A 20,757-nucleotide genomic window follows, 5' to 3' on the forward strand; every position below is an offset into this window, starting at 1 on the left:
GACCCCCGATGAACGAAGAATCCCTCGCGCCGCGCGAGCGCCCCGTCGCCGCCGTGATCCACCAGCTGCGCGAACGCTTCGGCGAGCGCTGCGCGACCGGCCAGGCGGTGCGCGACCAGCACGGCAAGGACGTGTCCTTCCATCCGCTGCATGCGCCCGACGCGGTGGTGTTCGCCGAGTCGACAGAGGAGGTGGCCGCGGTCGCGCGGCTGTGCCACGCGGCCTCGGTGCCGATGATCCCGTTCGGCACCGGCACCTCGTGCGAAGGCGGCGTCGCGGCGCTGCATGGCGGCATCTGCATCGACCTCTCGCGCATGAATGCCGTGCTCGAGATCCACGAGGCCGACTTCGACTGCCGCGTGCAGGCCGGCGTGACGCGCAAGCAGCTCAACGCGGCGCTGCACGGCAGCGGCCTGCATTTCCCGATCGACCCCGGCGCCGATGCCTCGATCGGCGGCATGGTGTCGACGCGCGCCTCGGGCACCAACGCCGTGCGCTACGGCACCATGCGCGAGAGCGTGATGTCGCTCGAGGTGGTGCTGCCCGACGGCGAGGTGGTGCGCACCGGCGGTCGCGCGCGCAAGTCGGCCGCGGGCTACGACCTCACGCACCTGTTCACCGGCGCCGAGGGCACGCTGGGCATCGTCACCGAGGTGGGCCTCAGGCTGCATCCGCTGCCCGAGCGGATCGCGGCCGCGCGCTGCGGCTTTCCCGACCTGCGCGCGGCCATCGAGGCGGTCACCGCGATCATGCAGACCGGCGTGCCGGTGGGACGCATCGAGTTCCTCGACGCGCAGCAGGTCGAGGCCTGCAACCGCTATGCGAAGCTCGGGCTGCCGGTCATGCCCACCTTGTTCCTCGAGTTCCACGGCGCGCCCGAGAGCGTGGCGCAGCAGGTGCGCGTGGCCGAGGAGCTCGCGGCCGAGCACGGCGGCGTGGGCTTCGCCTGGGCCGACACGCCCGAGGAGCGCAGCCGGCTCTGGCAGGCGCGCCACGACGTGTGGTGGGCCGCGCTCGCGCTGCGTCCCGGCTGCCAGGGCATGCCCACCGATGCCTGCGTGCCGATCTCGCGCCTGAGCGAGGCGGTGCTGGCGGCGCGCGCCGACGTCGAGGAACTCGGGCTCACCGCGCCCATGTGCGGCCACGTGGGCGACGGCAACTTCCACCTGTGCGTGGTGGTCGATCCCGCCGATGCCGACGAGATGGCGCGCGCCGAGACGCTCAACGCGCGGCTGATGCGCCGCGCCATCGCAATGGGCGGCACCTGCACCGGCGAGCACGGCATCGGCTACGGCAAGCTCGACTTCCTCGAACTCGAGCGCGGCGCCTCGATGCGCGTGATGGCGGCGATCAAGCAGGCGCTCGATCCGCGCGGGGTCATGAATCCGGGCAAGGTGCTGCGTCGCAGCGTCGGCTGACGGAGGGGCGGCAACCGCCATCGCACTCATGGAGAGGTAACCATGTTTTGAAACTATCGACGGCCTTTTTGAGCAAAATAGTCTCGGCCCTTCCATCTGCGCCACAACCGAGACGCCCCGATGCTTGCCAAGAAGCCTTCCGTTCCTGCCAGACCTACCCGGGACGCCAACGCCGGCAGGATCGTCGTGAACACCGTCAACGGCGGTTCGGCCTTTTCGACGGTGAGATTCGGCGCGGTGAGCGTGAACGCAGTGTCCCCCGGGGACGACGAGTTGCGTCGCAACGTCAGCAGCGGGCAGGCCGCGCTCGCTAGAGCCCTGCCCAAGCTCGTCAGGCCGGGCGTGACGGTCAAAAGCCTTGCCGGCGTGCCTCTTTTTCGGGCGGATCCGCAAGATCCAAGTCGGCTCATCCGTGAAGTCAACGGCAAGAGGGCGACGGGCAGATTCGTCAATGGCAAGTTCAAGGTGCTGAGCGCCAAGCGATGACGACGCTCGCCCAGGCGGTTGCAAAGGTTCAGCGTACCCAGCGTCGCTCGAAGAAGCCGCTTGCGGTGATCCTTGCTGGCCACAATGGTTCGGGCAAGTCGACGATGTGGCGTCGCTACCTGTCGTCGAGCTTCCAGATTCCTCTGGTGAATGCCGACCGGATGATGCTGTCCATCCTTCCGGAGCCGGATGGCCACGGCAAGTTGACCAAGTGGGCGCAGGAATTGCGGGATACGGACGAGAGCTGGATGAAGGTCGCTCAGAAAGGTGTCGAGGCCTTCGTGGGCCAAGCCATGGCACGTGGCGTGCCGTTTGCCATGGAGACCGTTTTCTCTTACTGGGAAGAGCTGCCCGATGGGACGGTCAAGTCCAAGATTCATCTCATCCGCGAGATGCAGCAAGCCGGCTACTTCGTCATGCTGTTCTTTGTCGGTCTGTCGAACGTGCAGTTGTCGATCGGACGCGTGGTCACACGCATCGCCGAGGGCGGCCACGCGGTAGGCGTCGACAAGCTCATCGACCGGTTCCCGCGCACCCAGAAGGCGATCGCTACCGCGTAAATGGTGGCTGACGCCACGATCTTCGCCGACAACAGCCGTACTGCCCGGCAGGCGTTTACCGTGTGCCGCATCCAGATTGGCGAGCGTGAAGCTTTTGACCTGCGACGCAGCACACGTCGCCGGATTCCTGGCGAGATCGGCGAGTGGCTCAACGTCGTGAGCCCGCAATCCGTCGCGTAGCGCTCGTCCCGATCCTCCCCCTCCTCCCTAGAGCGGCACCCGCGTCAGGTCGAGCCGGGTGTCGTTCTTCACCTCGCGCAGCGCGACCGAGGTCTTGATCTGCCGGATGCCCTCGAGCTTCAGCATGAAGCGGTGCAGGAAGCGGTCGAAGGCCAGCGCGTCGGGCACCACGATCTTGAGGATGTAGTCGCCGTCGCCGGTGGTGACCCAGCACTCGAGGATCTCGGGCGTGGCCTGCACCGCGCGCTCGAAGGCCGCCACCACCGTTTCCGAATGCCGCTCGAGGCTGATCTGCGTGAACATGCAGCCGTGCAGGCCGACCTTGTTGCGGTCGACCAGCGCGACGAAGCGGCGGATGATGCCGCTGTCCTCGAGTTCGCGCAGCCGGCGCCAGCAGGGCGCCGAGGACAGGCCCACCTCGTCGGCCAGCGCCTGCACCGTCATGCGGCCGTCGGCCTGCAGCAGGTCGAGGATGCGGCGCGTGGGCGCGTCGGACAGCGGCGTCGAATCGGTCTTTCCCATGGCGGCGTTCTCCGGAATGAAACATGCCGGGTTGTCACCAACGCCGCATGGATCGCAATTATATATGCTGTCCAGACGGATTAATATTTGATCTTCCCCCCGATGGACGGATCCACACCATGCAGACAGAAGAAGCAGCGCCCGCGCTGGAGACAGGCTACCGGCTCGAAGACAACCGCACCGCGCGCGCAGGTCGCGTGTTCCTCACCGGCACGCAGGCGCTGGTGCGATTGCTGTTCCGCCAGCAGCAGGAGGACAAGGCCCGCGGCTGGAACACCGCCGGCTACGTGAGCGGCTACCGCGGCTCGCCGCTCGCGGGCGTCGACACCGAGCTGTGGCGCGCCAAGTCGGACCTGGCCGAGCACGGCATCCGCTTCCTGCCGGCCATCAACGAGGACCTGGCCGCCACCGCGGTGATGGGCACGCAGCAGGTCGGCCTGGACCCCGAGCGCGAGGTCGATGGCGTGTTCGCCATGTGGTACGGCAAGGGGCCGGGCGTGGACCGCGCGGGGGATGCGATCCGCCACGGCAACGCGGCCGGCACCTCGCGCCGCGGCGGCGTGCTGATGGTGGTGGGCGACGACCATGCAGCCACCTCGTCGTCGATTCCCAACGCCAGCGACCTGTCGCTGATGGGCTGGGGCATACCGATCGTGCATCCGGCCTCGGTCGACGAGTACGAGGCCTTCGGCCTCTGGGGCTGGGCGGCTTCGCGCCATGCCAGCACCTGGGTCGCGTTCAAGGCGATCTCGGAGACGGTCGAGAGCGCGCGCTCGGTCGAGGCCTCCTCGGGCGCGGCGCTCGCATTGCCCGAGCCGTCCGGATTGCCCGACACCTCCGCGCTCGAATACCGCACCAGCGACTTCCTCACGCCGGCCGTCGAGCTGCGGCTGGCTGCCAAGCTCGAGGCCTTCAGTGCCTTCGCGCGCGGCAACCCACTCGATCGCCTGGTGGTGCCGGCGCCCGGCGCCACGGCCGGCATCGTGGCGGTCGGCAAGTCCTTCCACGACCTGATGGAAGTGCTGCAGCGCTGCGGCCTCGGCGCCGACGACCTGCCAGCGCTCGGCCTGCGGCTCTACAAGCCCGGCCTGGTGTTCCCGCTCGATGCCGAGGGCGCCGACCGCTTCTGCGAGGGGCTGTCGCATGTGCTGGTGATCGAGGAGAAGGCCTCGGTGGTCGAGCAGCAACTCAAGGACCGGGTGTTCAACCGCGCGCGCCGGCCCACGGTCTGCGGCAAGCAGGACCTCGAGGGCCATCCGCTGCTGGCCTGGACCGGCCAGCTCTCGCCCGCGAGCATCGCCGCCGCGTTGCTGACCTGGCTGCGCGCCGTCGATCATCCATTGGCCGCGCGCATCGACACTGCACGCTTCGCCGCGCGCGCGGCGCTGTCGAACGAGGCCGACGGCATGCGGCGGCTGCCGTACTTCTGCTCGGGCTGTCCGCACAACAGCTCGACCAAGGTGCCCGAGGGCAGCCAGGCACAGGCCGGCGTCGGCTGTCACTACATGGCGAGCTGGATGGACCGCGGCACCGGTGGCCTCACGCAGATGGGCGGCGAGGGCACCGACTGGCTCGGGCGCGGCGCCTTCACGCGCGTGCCGCACGTGTTCCAGAACATGGGCGAGGGCACCTACTTCCACTCGGGCTACCTCGCGATCCGGCAGGCGGTGGCGGGCGGTGCCAACATCACCTACAAGATCCTGTTCAACGACGCGGTGGCGATGACCGGCGGCCAGCCCGTCGACGGCCAGACCAGCGTGCCGCAGATCTGCACCCAGGTCGCGAGCGAAGGCGCGCGCAAGGTGGTGGTGGTGACCGACGAACCGCAGCGCTACCACGGCGTGGCGCTGGCCGCGGGCGTGCAGGTGCGGCACCGGCGCGAGCTCGACATGGTGCAGCGCGAGCTGCGCGAGATCGCGGGCGTCACGGTGCTGGTCTACGACCAGACCTGCGCGGCCGAGAAGCGCCGCCGCCGCAAGCGCAAGAGCTATCCCGATCCGGCGCGGCGCGTGCTCATCAACCCCGAGGTCTGCGAAGGCTGTGGCGACTGCGGCACGCAGTCGAACTGCCTGTCGGTCGCGCCGCTCGAGACCTCGTTCGGCCGCAAGCGCCAGATCGACCAGTCGAGCTGCAACAAGGACTTCTCGTGCGCCGAGGGCTTCTGCCCCAGCTTCGTGAGCGTGCTCGGCGGCAGCCTGCGCAAGGGCACGGCGGCCGCGCCCGCGCAGGACCCCGAGGCGCTGGCGGCCGCGCTGCCGCTGCCCGCGCTGCCTTCGCTCGCGCAGCCCTTCGACCTGATGATCGCGGGCGTCGGCGGCACCGGCGTGATCACGCTCGGCGCGCTGATCGCGATGGCCGCGCACCTCGAGGGCAAGGGCATCTCGGTGCTCGACTTCACCGCGCTCGCGCAGAAGGGCGGCTCGGTCGTGAGCCACGTGCGCCTGGCCGACAGGCCCGATCGCCTGCATGCGGTGCGCCTGCTGCCGGGCACCGCGCGCACCCTGATCGCGGCCGACCTGGTGGTGGGCGTGCTGCCCGACGTGCTGGGCGTGATCGGCGAGGGCCGCACGCGCGTGGTGGTCAACACCCACCTGCAGACCCTGGCCGAGTTCACGCGCCAGCCCGACCTGCCGTACCGCGAGGACGCGCTGCTCGCCAAGATCGAGGCCGCCGCGGGTGCCGCGCAGGTCGAGCGCATCGATGCGAACGCCACCGCCAAGGCGCTGCTGGGCGACGCCATCGGCGCCAACATGCTGATGCTCGGCCATGCCTGGCAGCAGGGCGGCGTGCCGGTGAGCCTGGCGGCGCTGATGCGCGCGATCGAGCTCAACGGCGTGGCCGTGGCCGCCAACAAGCGCGCCTTCGCGGCCGGCCGGCTCACGGCCGCCGATCCGCAATGGCGCCGGACGCTGATGGGCGAGCGTGGCAGCGTCGTCACGCTGAACCTGCCGCAGTCCTTCGAGAAGCTGCTCGAGGAGCGCGTGCGCTTCCTCACCGACTACCAGGACGCGCGCTATGCGCGCCGCTACCTCGACACCGTGCGCCGCGTGGAGGCCGCCGAGCGCGCCGTCGCGCCCGGCGCGCGGCGGCCGCGGCTGGCGGAGGCGGTGGCGCGTTCGCTGTTCAAGCTGATGGCCTACAAGGACGAGTACGAGGTCGCGCGGCTGCATGCGCGGCCCGAGTTCCTGCAGAACCTGCGCAGCCAGTTCGAGGGCGACTTCAAGCTGCAATTCCACCTGGCGCCGCCGATCTTCGAGAAGCGCGGTGCGGACGGCAAAGTGCTCAAGCGCAGCTTCGGCGCCTGGATGCTGCCGGTGTTCCGCACGCTCGCGGCGCTGCGCGGCCTGCGCGGCACGCCGCTCGATCCCTTCGGCTGGCTGGCCGAGCGGCGCGAGGAGCGCGCGCTGGTGGTCGAGTACGAAGGGCTCGTCGGGCGCTTGCTCGATGGGCTGACCAGCGAGCGCATCGGCAGCGCGGTGGCGGTCGCGGCGCTGCCCGAGAAGATCCGCGGCTACGGGCACGTGAAGGCGCGCGGCATCGCCGAGTACCGCCGCAACCTGCCCGTGCTGCTGGCGGCGCACGATGCACCGCCGCCCGCGATGCAGCCGCCCGCGCTGAAGACCGCCTGAGCCAGGAGCACCCGCCATGCCCATCGCCCTCGATTGCCGTTACCGCCCCGGTGGCGCGCGGGACCGTCTGCCGATCCGCGCGGTCCACCTCGACTACATGATCGCGAACCAGGCGCGCGTGCTGCACGGCGGCCCGTCGCTGGTCGACGGCGAGCTGGTCGGCATGTACCTCCTGCTGGCCACCGACGACCCCGCGCAGGCCGACGACTTCCTGGCCGGCGAGCCCTATGCGCGCGCCGGGCTGTTCGCCGAGGTGCGGCGCACGCTCTTCACGGGCTACCTGCCCGAGCCGCGCGAAGGCTTCCTGCAGGAACTGCGGCGCGAGGCATCGCGCGCGGTCGCGGCGCCGGACTGAGCCGGCGCGGCGCCCGCGCGGCGTGCCTGCGCTAAAGTCCCCGGCCATGCCGTCCAAAGAGAGTGCCTCCCCCATGCCCCGCGATGCCGCCAGCGTTCAACCCGACGGCATCCTGCGCCTGAACGACTGGCTGCCCTACCAGTGCTCGGTCATCACGAACCGCGTGAGCGGCATGCTGGCGCGCATGTACTCGGAGGAACTCGGCATCGGCGTGGTCGAGTGGCGCGTGCTCGCCAACCTGGTCGCGTTCTCGCCGATGTCGGCGACCGAGCTGTCGGAGAGCACGGCCATGGACAAGGTCAGCATCACGCGCGCGCTGAACCTGCTCGTGACCAAGAAGCTGGTCTCGCGCCGCGTGGATGCCAAGGACCGCCGCAAGGTCGTGCTGCGCCTCACCAAGACCGGCGCCGACGCCTACGAGCGCGTGATGCCGCTGGCGCGCGCCATCGAGCAGGAGCTGACCAGCGCGCTCACGCCGCAGGAGCTCAAGACCGTGCAGGCGGCGATGCAGGTGCTGGTCGCGCGCGCCAACGCCACGCTGGACGACACGCGCGACTGGCGCGAGCTCGCGCCGGCCGACGCACTGCCGGCGGCCACGGCCGTCTGAATCCCCACGCGGCCGGCGCCGCGCCTTCCCCCTTTGCGATCGATCCGCGCCGCGCGGAGGCACGCGCACGCCCGCTTGCCGGCGACCACACGGGCAGAAGCAAGAAATCAATTTCCAAAAGAAACAGTTTCACAATGAAATGAATAGGCCTAGAATCCGGCGCACCCCCTAAAAAAAGGAGACAAGCCATGATTCGACGCCGCGACATCCTTGCCGGTTCGGCCTGCGCCGCAGCGGGTGCGCTGATCCCGGTCTTCCCCCTGGCGGCCGCCGCCGAAACCCCGCCCACGCTGTCGAAGACGGCGCGCATCGTGATGGGTTTTCCAGCGGGCGGTTCGGGCGATTCCATCGCGCGGCTGCTGGCCGAACGCATCAAGGGCAGCTACGCGCCGGTGGTGCTGGTCGAGAACCGCGTGGGCGCGGGCGGACGCCTCGCGATGGACCACGTGAAGGCGGCGGAGGCCGACGGCAGCGTGCTGGTGCTGGCGCCCGCCTCGGTGATGGTGATCTATCCGCACGTCTACAAGCGGCTGTCGTACGACCCGCTCAAGGACTTCGCGCCGGTGTCGACCGTGTGCACCTTCCAGTTCGGCCTCAGCGTGGGGCCGGCGGTGCCGCCCGAGGTGCGCACCGTGCAGCAGTTCGCGCAGTGGTGCAACGCCAATCCCTCGAAGGCCAGCTTCGGCTCGCCGGGCGAGGGCACGATGGCCCACTTCGCGGGCGTGGTGATCGGCAAGGCCGCCGGCATGAACCTCACGCACGTGCCCTACAAGGGTGGCGCGCCCGCCATCCAGGACGTGGTGGGCGGCCAGATCGCGGCCTCGGTCAACGTGCTGAGCGAGCCGCTGCCGTTCGCGAAGGAAGGGCGCATCCGCGTGCTGGCCACCACCGGCTCCGCGCGCTCGCCCTACCTGCCGGAGGCGCCCACCATGCGCGAGGCCGGCTTTCGCGACTTCGACATCCAGGAGTACTTCGCCGTCTGGGCGCCCTCCCGGACGCCGCCCGCCGTCGCGAACGCACTGGCCGCTCAGATCCGCGACGCCGTGGCCACGAAGGAGCTGCAGGAGGCCTATGCCGCGCGCGCCTTCCTGCCGAGCGCGGTCACGCCGCGCGAACTCGACGCCATGGTGCGTGCCGACCTCGCCAAGTGGGCGCCGATCGTGCAGTCCACCGGTTTTTCCATCGACAGCTGAAGCCAGGAGAATTCAATGACCCAGAAGGAACGTGCAGAGGTGCTCGGCACCGCGTTCATGGAGTTCGCAAGTCCCGACGCGCAGGCGCTGGCCGCCGTGCTCGAGCGCATGGGGTTTCGCACCGTCGCGCGGCACCGCGCGGGGCATGCGCTGCTGATGCGGCAGGCGGGTGTCGAGTTCATCGTCGGCACGCGCCAGGATGGGCATGCGATGCAATTCGCCGCCCACCATGGACCGTCGTGCGCCGGCATGGCCTTTCGCGTGCCCGACAGCGCGCGTGCGATGGCGCTGGCCCGCGAGCGCGGCGCGCAGCCGCTCGACGCGGCGGCGGGCTCGCTGCTGCCGGACTGCGCGCTGCAGGGCATCGGCGGCAGCGCGCTCTACCTGGTCGACGACGCGGCGCTCGCGGCGCTGCATGCGCAGTTCGAGTTCGATCCGGCCGCCGTGCCCGACACCGGCGCGGCCTTCGCGCCCTTCGTGCGCGTCGACCACGTCACCCACTGCGTGCACCCGGGCAACATGCCCCAGTGGGTGGACTTCTACAAGAACATCTTCGGCTTCGAGGAGGTGTTCAAGTTCGTCGCCGGCGACGCCAGCAACGGCTTCGACACGGTCGCGGTGCGCGATCCCGCGAGCACGGCCTGCGTGACCGTGGTGTCGCCGATGGGCCGCAGCTCGCAGATCCAGGAGTTCATCGACGAGTACAACGGCGAGGGCATCCAGCACATCGCGCTGTTCAGCGACGACCTCTACACCAGCGTGGAGCGGCTGCGCGGTGCCGGCGTGGAGTTCCTGCCCACGCCCGCGGCCTACTACGACGCGCTCGACACCCGGCTGCCGGGCCATGGCGAGGACGTGGCGCGCATGAAGTCGCTGGGCATGCTGCTCGACGGCGCCGCCACCGGCGAGAACCCGGATGCGCGGGCGCGCTTCCTGCTGCAGATCTTCACGCGCAAGATGATCGGGCCGATCTTCTTCGAGGCCATCCAGCGCAAGGGCGACACCTCGTTCGGCGAGGGCAACGCCAAGGCGCTGTTCGAGGCCATCAAGCGCGAGCAGGCCGGCGCGGACGCGCACTGAGACCATGGCCTGGCTCGTCCGTTGCCTCTATCGCCCTGGCGGCGCGCAGGACCGCCTGCCGGTGCGCGCCGACCACATCCGCCACATGCTGGCCTGGCTGCCCCGCACCGTGTTCGGCGCGGCGCTGCTCGACGCCGATGCGCGCGAGCCGATCGGCATGGTGGTCGCGCTGTCGGTCGCCTCGCGCGCCGAGGCGCGGCGCTTCATCGACACCGAGCCCTACAGCCGCGCGGGCCTGTTCGCCACCGTCGAGCTCACGCCGCTGGTCCAGATGACCCCGCCCCACACGCCCGAATTCCTGCAGGCCGAACTGCGCAAGTGCCCGTGAACCGTCCATGAACAAACCCATCGTCCTTCCCATGCGCGCCGGCATCGCCTCGCGCCAGGCCCACGCGGACATCCCGCCCGGCACCTACGAGCGCGAGATCGGCCGCGAGGGCTTCGGCGGCCAGGCCACGCACATGTACCACCGCCATGCGCCCACGGCCTGGCTGCGCTGGGACGGCCCGCACCGCCCGCGCGCCTACGACCTCAACCAGCTGCCCGCCGCCGCGCAGGGCCTCGACTGCCCGCTCGACGCGCCGCTGGTCGCGGGCAATGCCCACATGCGGCTGCGCTGCTGGAAGCCCTCCGCGCCGATGCGGCACCTCGCGCGCAACGCCGACGGCGACGAGCTGCTGTTCGTCCACGAGGGCGGCGGCGATCTCTATTGCGACTACGGCCACCTGCGCCTGCGCGACGGCGACTACCTGCTGCTGCCGCGCGGCACCGCCTGGCGCTACGAGCCCGCAGCACCGTCCTTCCTGCTGCTGCTCGAAGCCACGGGCGACAGCTTCCGCCTGCCCGAGCGCGGGCTGCTCGGCGAGCATGCGCTGTTCGACGCCGGCGTGCTCGACGTGCCGCAGCTCGACGAGGCCTTCGTCGCGCAGCAGCACGCCGCGCGGCGCGAGTGGGCCGTGCGCATCCAGGCGCGGCACCGCGTGTCCACGCTGACCTATCCGCACGATCCTCTCGACGCGCTGGGCTGGAAAGGCACGCTCGCGCCGGTGCGCCTCAACTGGCGCGACATCCGGCCCGTGCTCAGCGCGCGCTACCACCTGCCGCCCTCGGCCCACACCACCTTCCTCACGCAGCGCGTGGCGGTCTGCACTTTCTGCCCGCGGCCGGCCGAGACCGACCCGGGCGCGCTGAAGGTGCCGTTCTTCCATTCGAACGACGACTACGACGAGCTGCTGTTCCTGCACGCGGGCCGCTTCTTCAGCCGCGACGGCATGGGGCCGGGCGCGATGACCTTCCATCCCGCCGGCTTCCCGCACGGGCCGCATCCCGCGGCCTACCGCAACAGCCTGTCGGCACCGCGCACCGAGCTGCACGAGGTCGCGATCAACATCGACGCGCGCGATCCGCTCGACATCGGCCCGGGCATGGCGGCCTTCGAGCGCGCGGAGCATGCCGATTCCTGGCGCGGCTACCTCGATGCGCCCGAAGACAAGACCGAACAGGTGACCGCATGAGACTCGCGACGCTGAACAACGGCCGGCGCGACGGCCAGCTCGTGGTGGTGTCGGCCGATGCGCGGCGCTGCCTCGCCGTGCCCGAGGCCGCGCCCACCTTGCAGGCCGCGCTCGACGACTGGGCGCATGCGGTGCCGCTGCTGCGCGCGGCCGCGGCCCGGCTCGACGCCGAGCCCGCCGCGGGCCAGCCGCTCGAACTCGCGGCGCTGCTGGCGCCGCTGCCGCGCGCCTACCAGTGGGTCGATGCCAGCGGCTACCTGTCGCACATGGAGCGCGTGCGCCGCGCGCGCGGCGCCGAGATGCCGCCGTCGGCGCGCACCGAGCCCGTCATCTACCAGGGGCTGTCGGACCGCAACCTCGCCTGGTGCGAGGACATCCCCGCCGACCCGGCCTGGGGCACCGACCTCGAGGGCGAACTCGCCGTGATCGTCGGCGACCTGGGCCCCGCGCCCACGCCCGAGCAGGCGCTGGCCCAGGTGCGGCTGCTGGTGCTGGTCAACGACGTCTCGCTGCGCGCGCTGATCCCGGGCGAACTGGCCAAGGGCTTCGGCTTCTTCCACGGCAAGCCCGCGAGCGCCTTCGGCCCCTTCGCCGTCACGCCCGACGAACTGGGCGCCGACTGGCGCGAGGGCCGCGCCTTCGGCCGCCTGCGCGTCGAGGTCAACGGCCAGGTGCGCGGCGAGTTGCGCACCGGCGACGACCAGGACTTCAGCTTCGTCGACATCCTGCGCTATGCCACGCGTACGCGCGGACTCGGCGCGGGCAGCATCGTCGGCGCCGGCACGGTCTCCAACCGCGACGCATCGCGCGGCGTGGCCTGCATCGTCGAGCAGCGCACGCTGCAGCAGCTCGCGGGGCAGGGACCCGATGCGCTGGCGCCGTACCTGATGCCGGGCGACACCGTGGGCCTGTCGTTCCACACCGACGACGGGCGCGAGCTGTTCGGCCGCATCCGGCAGAAGGCGGTGGCCGCATGAACGATGCGACCCTGGCCTGCATCGACGACCTGCGTGGCTGGCTCGGCGAGCGGTTGTCCACGGCGCCGGCCGTGCGCGACCAGCATGGCCGCGACACCACCTTCCATCCGGTGATGCCGCCCGATGCGGTCGCGTTTCCGCAGAACGTGGCCGAGGTGCAGCGCATCGTCGCCACCTGCGCCGCGCGGCGCGTGCCGCTCGTGGCCTTCGGCACCGGCACCTCCTGCGAGGGCCACATCGCGGCGCTGCGTGGCGGCATCAGCCTGGACACGCGCGGACTCGACCGCATCCGCGACGTTCGCACGGCCGACATGGACGCGACCGTCGAGGCCGGCGTGACCCGCAAGAGCCTCAACGCGCACTTGCACGGCACCGGCCTGCAGTTCCCGGTCGATCCGGGCGCGGACGCATCGATCGGCGGCATGGTGTCGACGCGCGCCTCGGGCACCAACGCCATGCGCTACGGCACCATGCGCGAGAACGTGATGGCGCTCGAGGTGGTGCTGCCCGACGGCGAACTGATCCGCACCGGCACGCGCGCGCGCAAGTCCGCGGCCGGCTACGACCTCACGCGCCTGTTCGTCGGCGCCGAGGGCACGCTCGGCATCGTGACGGCGGCGACCGTGCGCCTGCATGCGCTGCCCGAGCACGTGGCGGCCGCCACCTGCGCCTTCGGCACCTTGCGCGCCGCGGTCGACACCGTGATCGAGACGCTGCAGGCCGGCGTGCAGCTCGGCCGCGTCGAACTGCTCGACGCGCTGCAGGTGGAGGCCGTGAACCGCTACTCGCGGCTCGGCATGGCGGTCGCGCCCACGCTGTTCTTCGAATTCCACGGCAGCGAGCCCGAGGTCGCGCACCAGGTGAAGGTGGTGCGCGAGATCGCGGCCTCGCACGGCGGCCAGGACTTCGCGTGGGCGCACCGGCCCGAGGACCGCAGCCGGCTGTGGCAGGCGCGGCACGACATCTGGTGGGCCAACAAGGGCCTGCGTCCCGGCGCCGAAGGCCTGCCCACCGACGTCTGCGTGCCGATCTCCGAGCTGGCCGACCAGATCGAGGCCGCGCAGCAGGACGTGCGGGCCGAAGGGCTGATCGCGCCGATCTGCGGCCATGTCGGCGACGGCAACTTCCACCTGTGCTTCATGGTGGATCCGTCGGACGCCGCCGAGATCGCGCGCGTGAAGGCCGCCTATGCGCGGATGATCCGGCGCGCGCTCGCGGTCGGCGGCACCTGCACCGGCGAGCACGGCATCGGCCACGGCAAGGTCGAGTTCCTGCGCGAGGAGGCCGGCGGTGGCTTTCGCGTCATGCAGGCGCTGCGCGCCGCGCTCGATCCGCTCGGCATCCTGAACCCCGGCAAGGTCACCGGGTTCCCTTGAGTTCGTCGACCCCTCAACTACCGGAGATCTCCCCATGATGAAACGCCCCTTCCGGGTGGCACTGCTCGCGCTCGTCCTCGCTCCTTTCGCCGCGCTGCCGGCGCACGCCGCCGATGCGCGCGTCAGCGTCACGGCCATCGTCGACCACCCCGCGCTCGATGCGGCGCGCCAGGGGATCGTCGAGGAACTCGCCGCGGCCGGCTACGTGGTCGGAAAGAACCTGAGGCTGGACTACCAGAGCGCGCAAGGCAACACCGCGACCGCGGCCCAGATCGCGCGCAAGTTCGTCGGCGACCGGCCCGACGTGATCGTCGCGATGTCCACGCCCTCGGCGCAGACCGTGGTCGCGGCGACGCGCGAGATCCCGATCGTGTTCAGCGCCGTGACCGATCCGGTCGCCGCGAAGCTGGTCAAGTCGTGGGAAGCCACGGGCGGCAACGTCACGGGCGTGTCGGACCTGCCGCTGCTCGACAAGCACCTGGCCCTCCTGCGCCAGGCGCTGCCGGCCGCCAAACGCATCGGCGTGGTCTACAACCCCGGCGAGGCCAACTCCGTCGCCGCGATCGCGCAGCTGAAGAAGCTCGCGCAGCCGGCCGGCCTGAGCGTGATCGAGGGCGCCGCGCCGCGCACCGTGGACGTGGCGAGCGCGGCCCAGAGCCTGGTCGGCAAGGTCGATGCGATCTACGCGCCGACCGACAACAACGTGACCTCGGCCTTCGAGGCCCTGGCCAAGGTGGCGGACCAGGGCCGGGTGCCGCTGATCGCGGCCGACCCCTCGCTCGCGGCGCGTGGCGCGGCGCTGGGCATCGGCACCAACTACCACGACCTCGGCCGCCAGTCGGGCAAGCTGGTGGTGCGCGTGCTCAAGGGCGAGGCACCCGGCAGCATCGCCTCGCAGGTGAGCCCGACGCTGGAGCTGCTCGTGAACCAGGCCGCGGCGCGGCGCCAGGGGCTGGCGCTGTCCGAGGCGCTGCTCAAGTCCGCGACCCGCGTGATCGACTGAGCGCCGGCCGGAGCATCGATGTCCCTCATCGCTTTCCAGGGCTCGCTCGAGGTGGGCCTGATCTTCGCGCTGGTCGCGCTCGGCGTCTTCATCTCGTTCAGGGTCGTGAACTTTCCCGACCTGACCGTCGACGGCAGCTTCCCGCTCGGCGGCGCGGTGGCCGCGACCCTGCTGGTGGGCGGCTGGCATCCGCTGGCCGCGACGGCGGCCGCCTTCGCCGCGGGCGCGCTCGCGGGCCTCACGACCGGCTGGCTGCACGTCAAGCTCAAGATCATGCAGCTGCTCGCGGGCATCCTCGTGATGATTGCGCTCTATTCGATCAACCTGCGCGTGATGGGCAAGCCCAACGAGCCCTTGCTGGGTGCGTCGACGGTGTTCAACACGCCGCCGCTCGAGGCGCTGCCCGGGCCGTGGACCACCGCGCTGGTGCTGCTGGCCATCACGCTGGCGGTCAAGTTCGCACTCGACCGCTACTTCGGATCGGAGGCCGGCCTGGCCATGCGCGCCACCGGCGGCAACGCGCGGATGGCGCGCGCGCTGGGCGTGTCGACCGACCGGCTGTCGCTGTTCGCGCTCGCGCTGTCCAACGGCATCGTGGCGCTGGCGGGCGCGCTGTTCGCGCAATCGCAAGGCGGGGCCGACGTGTCGATGGGCATCGGCACCATCGTGATCGGGCTGGCGGCCGTGATCATCGGCGAGACCCTGCTGCCCATGCGCAGCATCGCCTGGGCCACGCTCGGCTGCGTCGTCGGCGCGGTGCTCTACCGCATGCTGGTGGCGCTGGCGCTCAACAGCGACTTCATCGGCCTGAAGGCGCAGGACCTCAACCTCGTCACGGCCGTGCTGGTGACGCTCGCGCTCGTGATGCCGGCCTCGAAGCGCTTCCTGGCGCGGCGGCGCGGCGCCCTGGGCGCATCGAAGAAGAAGGAGGCCGGCGCATGCTGAAGGCACTGGACCTGCGCGTGACCTTCCACGCGGGCACGCCGATGGAGAACCGCGCGTTGCGCGGGCTCGACCTGAGCATTCCGCGCGGCGAGTTCGTCACCGTCATCGGCTCGAACGGCGCCGGCAAGTCGACCCTGCTCAATGCGCTGAGCGGCGACCTGCTGGTCGACAGCGGCCGCATCTTCATCGACGAGGTGGAGGTCACGCGCCTGAGCGCCTGGCAGCGCAGCGCTCTCGTGGCGCGCGTGTTCCAGGACCCGATGGCCGGCACCTGCGAGGCGCTGACCATCGAGGAGAACCTCGCGCTGGCCTGGCGGCGCGGCGAACGGCGCGGGCTGCGCGCGGCATTGCGGGGCGAACTGCGTGAGCTGTTCCGCGACCGGCTGCGCAGCCTCGACCTGGGGCTCGAGCAGCGGCTGAACGACCGCATGGGCTTGCTGTCGGGCGGCCAGCGGCAGGCCGTGAGCCTGCTGATGGCCTCGCTCAAGCCCTCGCGCATCCTGCTGCTCGACGAACACACGGCCGCGCTCGATCCGAAGACCGCGGCCTTCGTGCTCGCGCTCACGCAGCGGATCGTGGAGGAACAGAAGCTGACCGCGATGATGGTCACGCACAGCATGCGGCAGGCCCTGAGCCATGGCTCGCGCACGCTGATGCTGCACGAGGGCCGCGTCGTGCTCGACGTGAGCGGGTCGCAGCGCGCCGGCATGGACGTGCCCGACCTGCTGCAACTGTTCGAGCGCACGCGCGGCGAGGCGGTGGCCGACGACGCGCTGCTGCTCGGATGAACCCTGCGCGCATCGGGCTTTCGCGCGCCGCCGGCACGGCGCATGAAACATGCCGCGGCCTCCTCGCCGACGGCCAAAGCGCCATTAAATATGCCGGCTGGACGGCTTAATATTTTCGTTCGACCATGACCCACTACCTGCAAGCGCACTGCATCGACGACTTCCGCGAACTGGCCCGGCGCGCGCTGCCGCGCATGGTGTTCGATTACATCGATGGCGGCGCGGGCTCCGAGTCGAGCGTGCGCGGCAACCGCAGCGCCTTCGACCGCATCCGGCTGCTCGGTTCCGCGCCGGTCGACGTCTCGCAGCGCAGCACCGCGATGCAGCTGTTCGGCCGCTCATGGAACCTGCCGCTGATCATCGGGCCCACCGGGCTGGCGGGCGCGGCCTGGCCCGGCGCCGACCGCTGCCTGGCGCGGGCCGCCCGCGCCTTCGGCATTCCTTTCGTGATGAGCACGGCCGCCACCGCGACCATGGAAGCCGTGGCCGAGGCGGCGCAGGGCAACGCCTGGTTCCAGCTCTACGTGTTCCGCGACCGCGCGATGAGTGCGCGCCTGATCGACCGGGCGCGCGACCTCGACTTCGCGGCGCTCGAGGTGACCGTGGACAACCCCGTCGCGGGCCGGCGGCTGCGCGACGAGCGCAACGGCTTCAGCCTGCCGCTGCGCTGGACCCCGCGCAAGCTCGCGAGCGTGCTCGCGCGGCCCGGCTGGGCCTGGCGCTCGCTGCGCGCCGGCGCGCCACGGCTCGAGCTGATGGCCGGCGAGCTCGGCCTGCAGGCCACCCACACCATCGCGCAGACCATGCAGGCCCAGCTCGATCCCTCGCTGGGCTGGGACGACATCGCCTGGGTGCGCGAGCGCTGGCCCGGCAAGCTGATCGTCAAGGGCCTGCTCGATCCCGCGCAGGGCCGCCGCGCGCAGCAGCTCGGCGTCGATGCCATCGTGATCAGCAACCATGGCGGGCGGCAGCTCGACGGCGCCGTCGCGCCGATCGAGATCCTGCCCGAGTTCGCGAGCGAGACCGGTGGCCGCCTGCCGCTGCTGCTCGACAGCGGCGTGCGCACCGGCAGCGACATCGCACGCGCGCTCGCGCTCGGCGCCACTGCTGTGCAGATCGGGCGGCCCACGCTCTATGCGGTCGCCTCGGGCGGCGAGCCGGCCGTTGCCAGGGCGCTGGCCCTGCTCAAGGAGGAATTCGAGGTCTGCCAGTGCCTGATGGGCGCCGGCAGCGTGGCGTCGATCAGCGCCCACATGGTGCGCGGGGCCGCTCCCGTGGCGCCGCGACAGGAGACAGCATGAACATCGAGCGACTGCACACCGACGAACGCATGAGCCAGGCCGTGGTGCATGGCGGCATCGTCTATCTCTCCGGCCAAGTGGACCTGTTGCAGCCCGCGGCGACCGTGGGCGAACAGATGGCGCGCATCCTGCGGCGCATCGACGCGCTCTTGGCGCAGGCGGGCTCGAACAAGTCGAGGCTGCTGAGCGCGACCATCTGGCTCGCCGGCATCGACGACTTCGCCGAGATGAACCGCGTGTGGACCGACTGGCTGCCGCCCGGATGCGCACCGGCGCGCGCCACCGTGGGTGCGCGGCTCGCGCTGCCCGCGCTGCTGGTCGAGGTGGCCGTGATCGCCGCCACCGGCACCGACTGACTTTCCTTCCCTCCCTCGACGCCCATGAGCACCACCCCCGCGCACACCGCCATCAGCCGGCGCCAGACCATCGTCGCCACCACCATCGGCAACGGCCTCGAGATCTTCGACTTCACCGTCTACGGTTTCCTCGCGCTGGTGATCGGCAAGCTGTTCTTTCCCACCTTCAGCGGCTACGGTCAGCTGCTGCTCACGGTCGCGACCTTCGGCGTGGGCTTCATCATGCGGCCGCTGGGCGGCATCGTGATCGGCGCCTATGCCGACCGCGCGGGCCGCAAGAAGGCCATGACCTTGACCATCTTCCTGATGGCGCTGGGCTGCGCGGTGATCGCCTTCACGCCCACCTACGCGAGCATCGGCGTCGCGGCGCCGGTGCTGATCGTGCTGGCGCGGCTGATCCAGGGCTTCTCGGCCGGCGGCGAGGTCGGCGCCTCGACCACGCTGCTGGTGGAGCACGCCACGCCGCGCAACCGCGGCTACATGGCGAGCTGGCAGTTCGCGAGCCAGGGCCTGGGCGTGATGCTCGGCGCGGTGGTGGTGGGCACGCTGACCTTCACGCTGTCGCCGCAATCCATGGAAAGCTGGGGCTGGCGCGTGCCCTTCTTCATCGGCATGCTGATCGCCCCGGTGGGCATGTACATCCGCCGCCACCTTCACGAGTCGCTCGAGATCGCGCCCGACGCGAGCGCGAAGCCGCGCGAGAGCAGCCTGCGGATCGTCTGCACGCAGCATGGCGGCACGGTGCTCGCGGCCATTCTCACCATGGTGGGCGGCACCACGGCCGCCTACGTGATCACCTTCTACATGCCGACCTATGCGGTGCGCGAGCTGGGGCTCGCGCCCTCGGTGGCGCTGTTCGGCGCGGCGATCACGGGCCTGATCCTGTTCGTGGTGTCGCCGCTGGTCGGTGCGCTGTCCGACCGCGTGGGCCGCAAGCCGCTGATCCTCTGGAGCCGTGTCCTCCTCGTGCTGCTGATCTACCCGGGCTTCCTCTGGCTCAATGCCTCGCCCACGCCGACGGTGCTGTTCACCGTGCTCGGCGTGCTGAGCCTGGGCCTGGTGGGCCAGACCGCGCCGAGCATCACGATGCTGCCCGAGATGTTCCCGAAGGCGGTGCGCGCCAGCGGCATGTCGCTGGTCTACAGCGTGGGCGTGGCGCTGTTCGGCGGCTTCGCGCCCTTCATCAGCACCTGGCTGCTCAACGCCACCGGCAGCAAGCTCGCGCCGGCCTGGTACCTGGTCGCGATGACCGCCGTCTCCTTGCTGGGGCTGATCTGGCTGCGCGACCAGACGGGCCGCGACATCGACGCGGCCGGTGCGCACGCCTGAACGATCGTTTCTTCTTCGAAGCTTGCCATGACCCTCTCTCATCACAGCAGCGCCGCCACGCGGCATTTCTCGGGCACCTATGTCGAGGCCCGCGCCAAGTTCCTCGAGGCCGCGCGCGCCCGCGGCGCGGCTATCGAATCCTTCCTCCACGAAGCCTACCGCGGCGCGCTCGGCGAGGAACTCGCGACCGACGTCGCGCTGCTCGGCGCCATCGATGCGAAGAAGCTGCTGCTCGTGAGTTCGGGCACGCATGGCCCCGAGGGCTTCTGCGGCTCGGGCACGCAGGTCGCGACCCTGCATGACGAGGACCTGCTCGCGCGCCTGCGCCAGGCCGATGTCGCGCTGCTGCTGGTGCACGCGGTCAACCCGCACGGCTTCTCGCACCTGCACCGCACCAACGAGGACAACATCGACCTCAACCGCAACCACATCGACTTCGGCGCGCCGCTGCCGGTGAATGCCGAATACACCGATGTCGAACCGCTGGTGCTGCCCGCGAGCTGGCCGCCGACGCCGGCCGACGAGGCGGCCGTGGCCGCCTACATCGAGAAGCACGGCATGCGCGCTTTCCGCGCCGCCGTCACCAAGGGCCAGTACGTCTCGCCCGACGGCCTGTTCTACGGCGGCACCGCGCCCTCGTGGAGCAACAGGACCATCCGTTCGATCCTGCGCAAGTACGCGGCCTCGGCCACCCACATCGGCTGGATCGACATGCACACGGGCCTCGGCCCCTACGGCCACGGCGAGAAGGTCTACCCGGGCCGCAACGCGCCCGAGGACCTCGCGCTCGCGCGCGCCTGGTGGGGCGCCGATGTCTTCGCGCTGTTCGGCGAGGACTCCGTGTCCGCGCATGTGTCGGGGCCGGTGGTTTCCGCCGCCTACGACGAATGCCCGCGGGCGCGCATCGCGCCCATGGGCCTCGAGTTCGGCACCATCCCCGCCGACGACATGCTGCTGCGCCTGAGCGCCGACACCTGGCTGCGCCGCCATCCGGAAGCGCCCGAATCGCAGCGGCGCGAGATCCGCCAGCAGCTGCGCGATGCCTTCTACTGCGACAACGACGAGTGGAAGGGCATGGTGCTGGGGCAGACGCGCGTGGTGCTGCTGCAGACCTTGCAGGGCTTGCGCGAGGCCTGAT

Annotated in this window: 21 protein-coding genes; 20 read left to right on the forward strand and 1 reads right to left on the reverse strand. The window is 70.9% G+C overall.

What is annotated here, in order from left to right; translation table 11 throughout:
• The first annotated feature begins 8 nt into the window (after window positions 1–8).
• The 4 genes from BM109_RS33945 to BM109_RS41705 all read left to right on the forward strand — a co-directional run bounded on the left by BM109_RS33945 (window position 9) and on the right by BM109_RS41705 (window position 2,644).
• The gene (locus tag BM109_RS33945; protein ID WP_093353038.1) at window positions 9–1,418 is read left to right on the forward strand and encodes an FAD-binding oxidoreductase; all 1,410 of its coding nucleotides are present in this window, start codon (window positions 9–11) and stop codon (window positions 1,416–1,418) included.
• 120 nt (window positions 1,419–1,538) lie between these two features.
• Complete coding sequence (locus BM109_RS41000; RefSeq protein WP_143129318.1) at window positions 1,539–1,904, forward strand: hypothetical protein; 366 nt, start codon at window positions 1,539–1,541, stop codon at window positions 1,902–1,904.
• Window positions 1,901–2,464, forward strand: coding sequence for a zeta toxin family protein (locus tag BM109_RS33950; RefSeq protein WP_256222948.1), 564 nt, complete (start codon window positions 1,901–1,903; stop codon window positions 2,462–2,464). The genes BM109_RS41000 and BM109_RS33950 overlap by 4 nt, the downstream gene beginning before the upstream one ends.
• A complete protein-coding gene (locus BM109_RS41705) occupies window positions 2,465–2,644 on the forward strand; it encodes a hypothetical protein (protein WP_256222949.1) in 180 nt (59 codons plus the stop codon).
• Window positions 2,645–2,671: 27 nt separating this feature from the next.
• Here BM109_RS41705 and BM109_RS33955 read toward each other — a convergent pair whose 3' ends face one another.
• A complete protein-coding gene (locus BM109_RS33955) occupies window positions 2,672–3,166 on the reverse strand; it encodes an Lrp/AsnC family transcriptional regulator (RefSeq protein ID WP_057589770.1) in 495 nt (164 codons plus the stop codon).
• A gap of 119 nt (window positions 3,167–3,285) precedes the next feature.
• Here BM109_RS33955 and BM109_RS33960 point away from each other — a divergent pair, with 119 nt between their 5' ends.
• From BM109_RS33960 to BM109_RS34035, 16 genes are all read left to right on the forward strand, one after another.
• The gene (locus tag BM109_RS33960) at window positions 3,286–6,795 is read left to right on the forward strand and encodes an indolepyruvate ferredoxin oxidoreductase family protein (RefSeq protein WP_093353041.1); all 3,510 of its coding nucleotides are present in this window, start codon (window positions 3,286–3,288) and stop codon (window positions 6,793–6,795) included.
• 16 nt (window positions 6,796–6,811) lie between these two features.
• The gene (locus tag BM109_RS33965) at window positions 6,812–7,150 is read left to right on the forward strand and encodes a YciI family protein (RefSeq protein WP_093353044.1); all 339 of its coding nucleotides are present in this window, start codon (window positions 6,812–6,814) and stop codon (window positions 7,148–7,150) included.
• Between the two features lie 73 nt (window positions 7,151–7,223).
• Complete coding sequence (locus BM109_RS33970) at window positions 7,224–7,757, forward strand: MarR family winged helix-turn-helix transcriptional regulator (RefSeq protein ID WP_177239539.1); 534 nt, start codon at window positions 7,224–7,226, stop codon at window positions 7,755–7,757.
• Window positions 7,758–7,945: 188 nt separating this feature from the next.
• A complete protein-coding gene (locus BM109_RS33975) occupies window positions 7,946–8,950 on the forward strand; it encodes a Bug family tripartite tricarboxylate transporter substrate binding protein (protein ID WP_093353050.1) in 1,005 nt (334 codons plus the stop codon).
• A 15-nt stretch (window positions 8,951–8,965) separates the two neighbouring features.
• Window positions 8,966–10,030 carry a 4-hydroxyphenylpyruvate dioxygenase gene (gene hppD, locus BM109_RS33980; RefSeq protein ID WP_093353053.1) on the forward strand — a complete coding sequence of 355 codons (1,065 nt, stop codon included), beginning with the start codon at window positions 8,966–8,968 and terminating at the stop codon, window positions 10,028–10,030.
• Between the two features lie 4 nt (window positions 10,031–10,034).
• The gene (locus tag BM109_RS33985; protein WP_093353056.1) at window positions 10,035–10,358 is read left to right on the forward strand and encodes a YciI family protein; all 324 of its coding nucleotides are present in this window, start codon (window positions 10,035–10,037) and stop codon (window positions 10,356–10,358) included.
• Between the two features lie 7 nt (window positions 10,359–10,365).
• Entirely contained in the window at window positions 10,366–11,544 is a 1,179-nt protein-coding gene (locus tag BM109_RS33990; protein ID WP_093353059.1) for a homogentisate 1,2-dioxygenase, read from the forward strand.
• Window positions 11,541–12,521: a fumarylacetoacetate hydrolase family protein gene (locus BM109_RS33995; protein ID WP_093353062.1), complete on the forward strand. Its 981-nt coding sequence runs from the start codon at window positions 11,541–11,543 to the stop codon at window positions 12,519–12,521. The genes BM109_RS33990 and BM109_RS33995 overlap by 4 nt, the downstream gene beginning before the upstream one ends.
• Complete coding sequence (locus BM109_RS34000; RefSeq protein WP_093353065.1) at window positions 12,518–13,897, forward strand: FAD-binding oxidoreductase; 1,380 nt, start codon at window positions 12,518–12,520, stop codon at window positions 13,895–13,897. Before BM109_RS33995 ends, BM109_RS34000 begins: the two co-directional genes overlap by 4 nt.
• Window positions 13,898–13,934: 37 nt before the next feature.
• Window positions 13,935–14,900, forward strand: coding sequence for an ABC transporter substrate-binding protein (locus BM109_RS34005; protein ID WP_093353254.1), 966 nt, complete (start codon window positions 13,935–13,937; stop codon window positions 14,898–14,900).
• Window positions 14,901–14,918: 18 nt separating this feature from the next.
• On the forward strand, window positions 14,919–15,845 hold the full coding sequence (locus tag BM109_RS34010; protein ID WP_093353068.1) for an ABC transporter permease: 927 nt from the start codon (window positions 14,919–14,921) through the stop codon (window positions 15,843–15,845).
• Entirely contained in the window at window positions 15,839–16,633 is a 795-nt protein-coding gene (locus BM109_RS34015) for an ABC transporter ATP-binding protein (protein ID WP_093353071.1), read from the forward strand. The genes BM109_RS34010 and BM109_RS34015 overlap by 7 nt, the downstream gene beginning before the upstream one ends.
• A gap of 125 nt (window positions 16,634–16,758) precedes the next feature.
• Window positions 16,759–17,934 (forward strand): alpha-hydroxy acid oxidase, encoded by a 1,176-nt coding sequence (locus tag BM109_RS34020; RefSeq protein WP_093353074.1) that lies wholly within the window; start codon window positions 16,759–16,761, stop codon window positions 17,932–17,934.
• Window positions 17,931–18,290 (forward strand): RidA family protein, encoded by a 360-nt coding sequence (locus BM109_RS34025; protein ID WP_093353077.1) that lies wholly within the window; start codon window positions 17,931–17,933, stop codon window positions 18,288–18,290. Before BM109_RS34020 ends, BM109_RS34025 begins: the two co-directional genes overlap by 4 nt.
• Window positions 18,291–18,314: 24 nt before the next feature.
• The gene (locus BM109_RS34030) at window positions 18,315–19,619 is read left to right on the forward strand and encodes an MFS transporter (RefSeq protein WP_093353080.1); all 1,305 of its coding nucleotides are present in this window, start codon (window positions 18,315–18,317) and stop codon (window positions 19,617–19,619) included.
• Between the two features lie 27 nt (window positions 19,620–19,646).
• The gene (locus BM109_RS34035) at window positions 19,647–20,756 is read left to right on the forward strand and encodes a M14 family metallopeptidase (RefSeq protein ID WP_093353082.1); all 1,110 of its coding nucleotides are present in this window, start codon (window positions 19,647–19,649) and stop codon (window positions 20,754–20,756) included.
• The last annotated feature ends 1 nt before the right edge of the window (window position 20,757 follow it).

The sequence above is a fragment of the Variovorax sp. PDC80 genome, from assembly GCF_900115375.1.
GTDB lineage: Bacteria > Pseudomonadota > Gammaproteobacteria > Burkholderiales > Burkholderiaceae_C > Variovorax.

Bases quoted from the DNA above. Each gene is read 5' to 3' on its own strand.
- BM109_RS33945 (WP_093353038.1), top strand. From the start codon at position 9: ATGAACGAAGAATCCCTCGCGCCGCGCGAGCGCCCCGTCGCCGCCGTG.
- BM109_RS41000 (WP_143129318.1), top strand. From the start codon at position 1,539: ATGCTTGCCAAGAAGCCTTCCGTTCCTGCCAGACCTACCCGGGACGCC.
- BM109_RS33950 (WP_256222948.1), top strand. From the start codon at position 1,901: ATGACGACGCTCGCCCAGGCGGTTGCAAAGGTTCAGCGTACCCAGCGT.
- BM109_RS41705 (WP_256222949.1), top strand. From the start codon at position 2,465: ATGGTGGCTGACGCCACGATCTTCGCCGACAACAGCCGTACTGCCCGG.
- BM109_RS33955 (WP_057589770.1), bottom strand. From the start codon at position 3,166: ATGGGAAAGACCGATTCGACGCCGCTGTCCGACGCGCCCACGCGCCGC.
- BM109_RS33960 (WP_093353041.1), top strand. From the start codon at position 3,286: ATGCAGACAGAAGAAGCAGCGCCCGCGCTGGAGACAGGCTACCGGCTC.
- BM109_RS33965 (WP_093353044.1), top strand. From the start codon at position 6,812: ATGCCCATCGCCCTCGATTGCCGTTACCGCCCCGGTGGCGCGCGGGAC.
- BM109_RS33970 (WP_177239539.1), top strand. From the start codon at position 7,224: ATGCCCCGCGATGCCGCCAGCGTTCAACCCGACGGCATCCTGCGCCTG.
- BM109_RS33975 (WP_093353050.1), top strand. From the start codon at position 7,946: ATGATTCGACGCCGCGACATCCTTGCCGGTTCGGCCTGCGCCGCAGCG.
- hppD (WP_093353053.1), top strand. From the start codon at position 8,966: ATGACCCAGAAGGAACGTGCAGAGGTGCTCGGCACCGCGTTCATGGAG.
- BM109_RS33985 (WP_093353056.1), top strand. From the start codon at position 10,035: ATGGCCTGGCTCGTCCGTTGCCTCTATCGCCCTGGCGGCGCGCAGGAC.
- BM109_RS33990 (WP_093353059.1), top strand. From the start codon at position 10,366: ATGAACAAACCCATCGTCCTTCCCATGCGCGCCGGCATCGCCTCGCGC.
- BM109_RS33995 (WP_093353062.1), top strand. From the start codon at position 11,541: ATGAGACTCGCGACGCTGAACAACGGCCGGCGCGACGGCCAGCTCGTG.
- BM109_RS34000 (WP_093353065.1), top strand. From the start codon at position 12,518: ATGAACGATGCGACCCTGGCCTGCATCGACGACCTGCGTGGCTGGCTC.
- BM109_RS34005 (WP_093353254.1), top strand. From the start codon at position 13,935: ATGAAACGCCCCTTCCGGGTGGCACTGCTCGCGCTCGTCCTCGCTCCT.
- BM109_RS34010 (WP_093353068.1), top strand. From the start codon at position 14,919: ATGTCCCTCATCGCTTTCCAGGGCTCGCTCGAGGTGGGCCTGATCTTC.
- BM109_RS34015 (WP_093353071.1), top strand. From the start codon at position 15,839: ATGCTGAAGGCACTGGACCTGCGCGTGACCTTCCACGCGGGCACGCCG.
- BM109_RS34020 (WP_093353074.1), top strand. From the start codon at position 16,759: ATGACCCACTACCTGCAAGCGCACTGCATCGACGACTTCCGCGAACTG.
- BM109_RS34025 (WP_093353077.1), top strand. From the start codon at position 17,931: ATGAACATCGAGCGACTGCACACCGACGAACGCATGAGCCAGGCCGTG.
- BM109_RS34030 (WP_093353080.1), top strand. From the start codon at position 18,315: ATGAGCACCACCCCCGCGCACACCGCCATCAGCCGGCGCCAGACCATC.
- BM109_RS34035 (WP_093353082.1), top strand. From the start codon at position 19,647: ATGACCCTCTCTCATCACAGCAGCGCCGCCACGCGGCATTTCTCGGGC.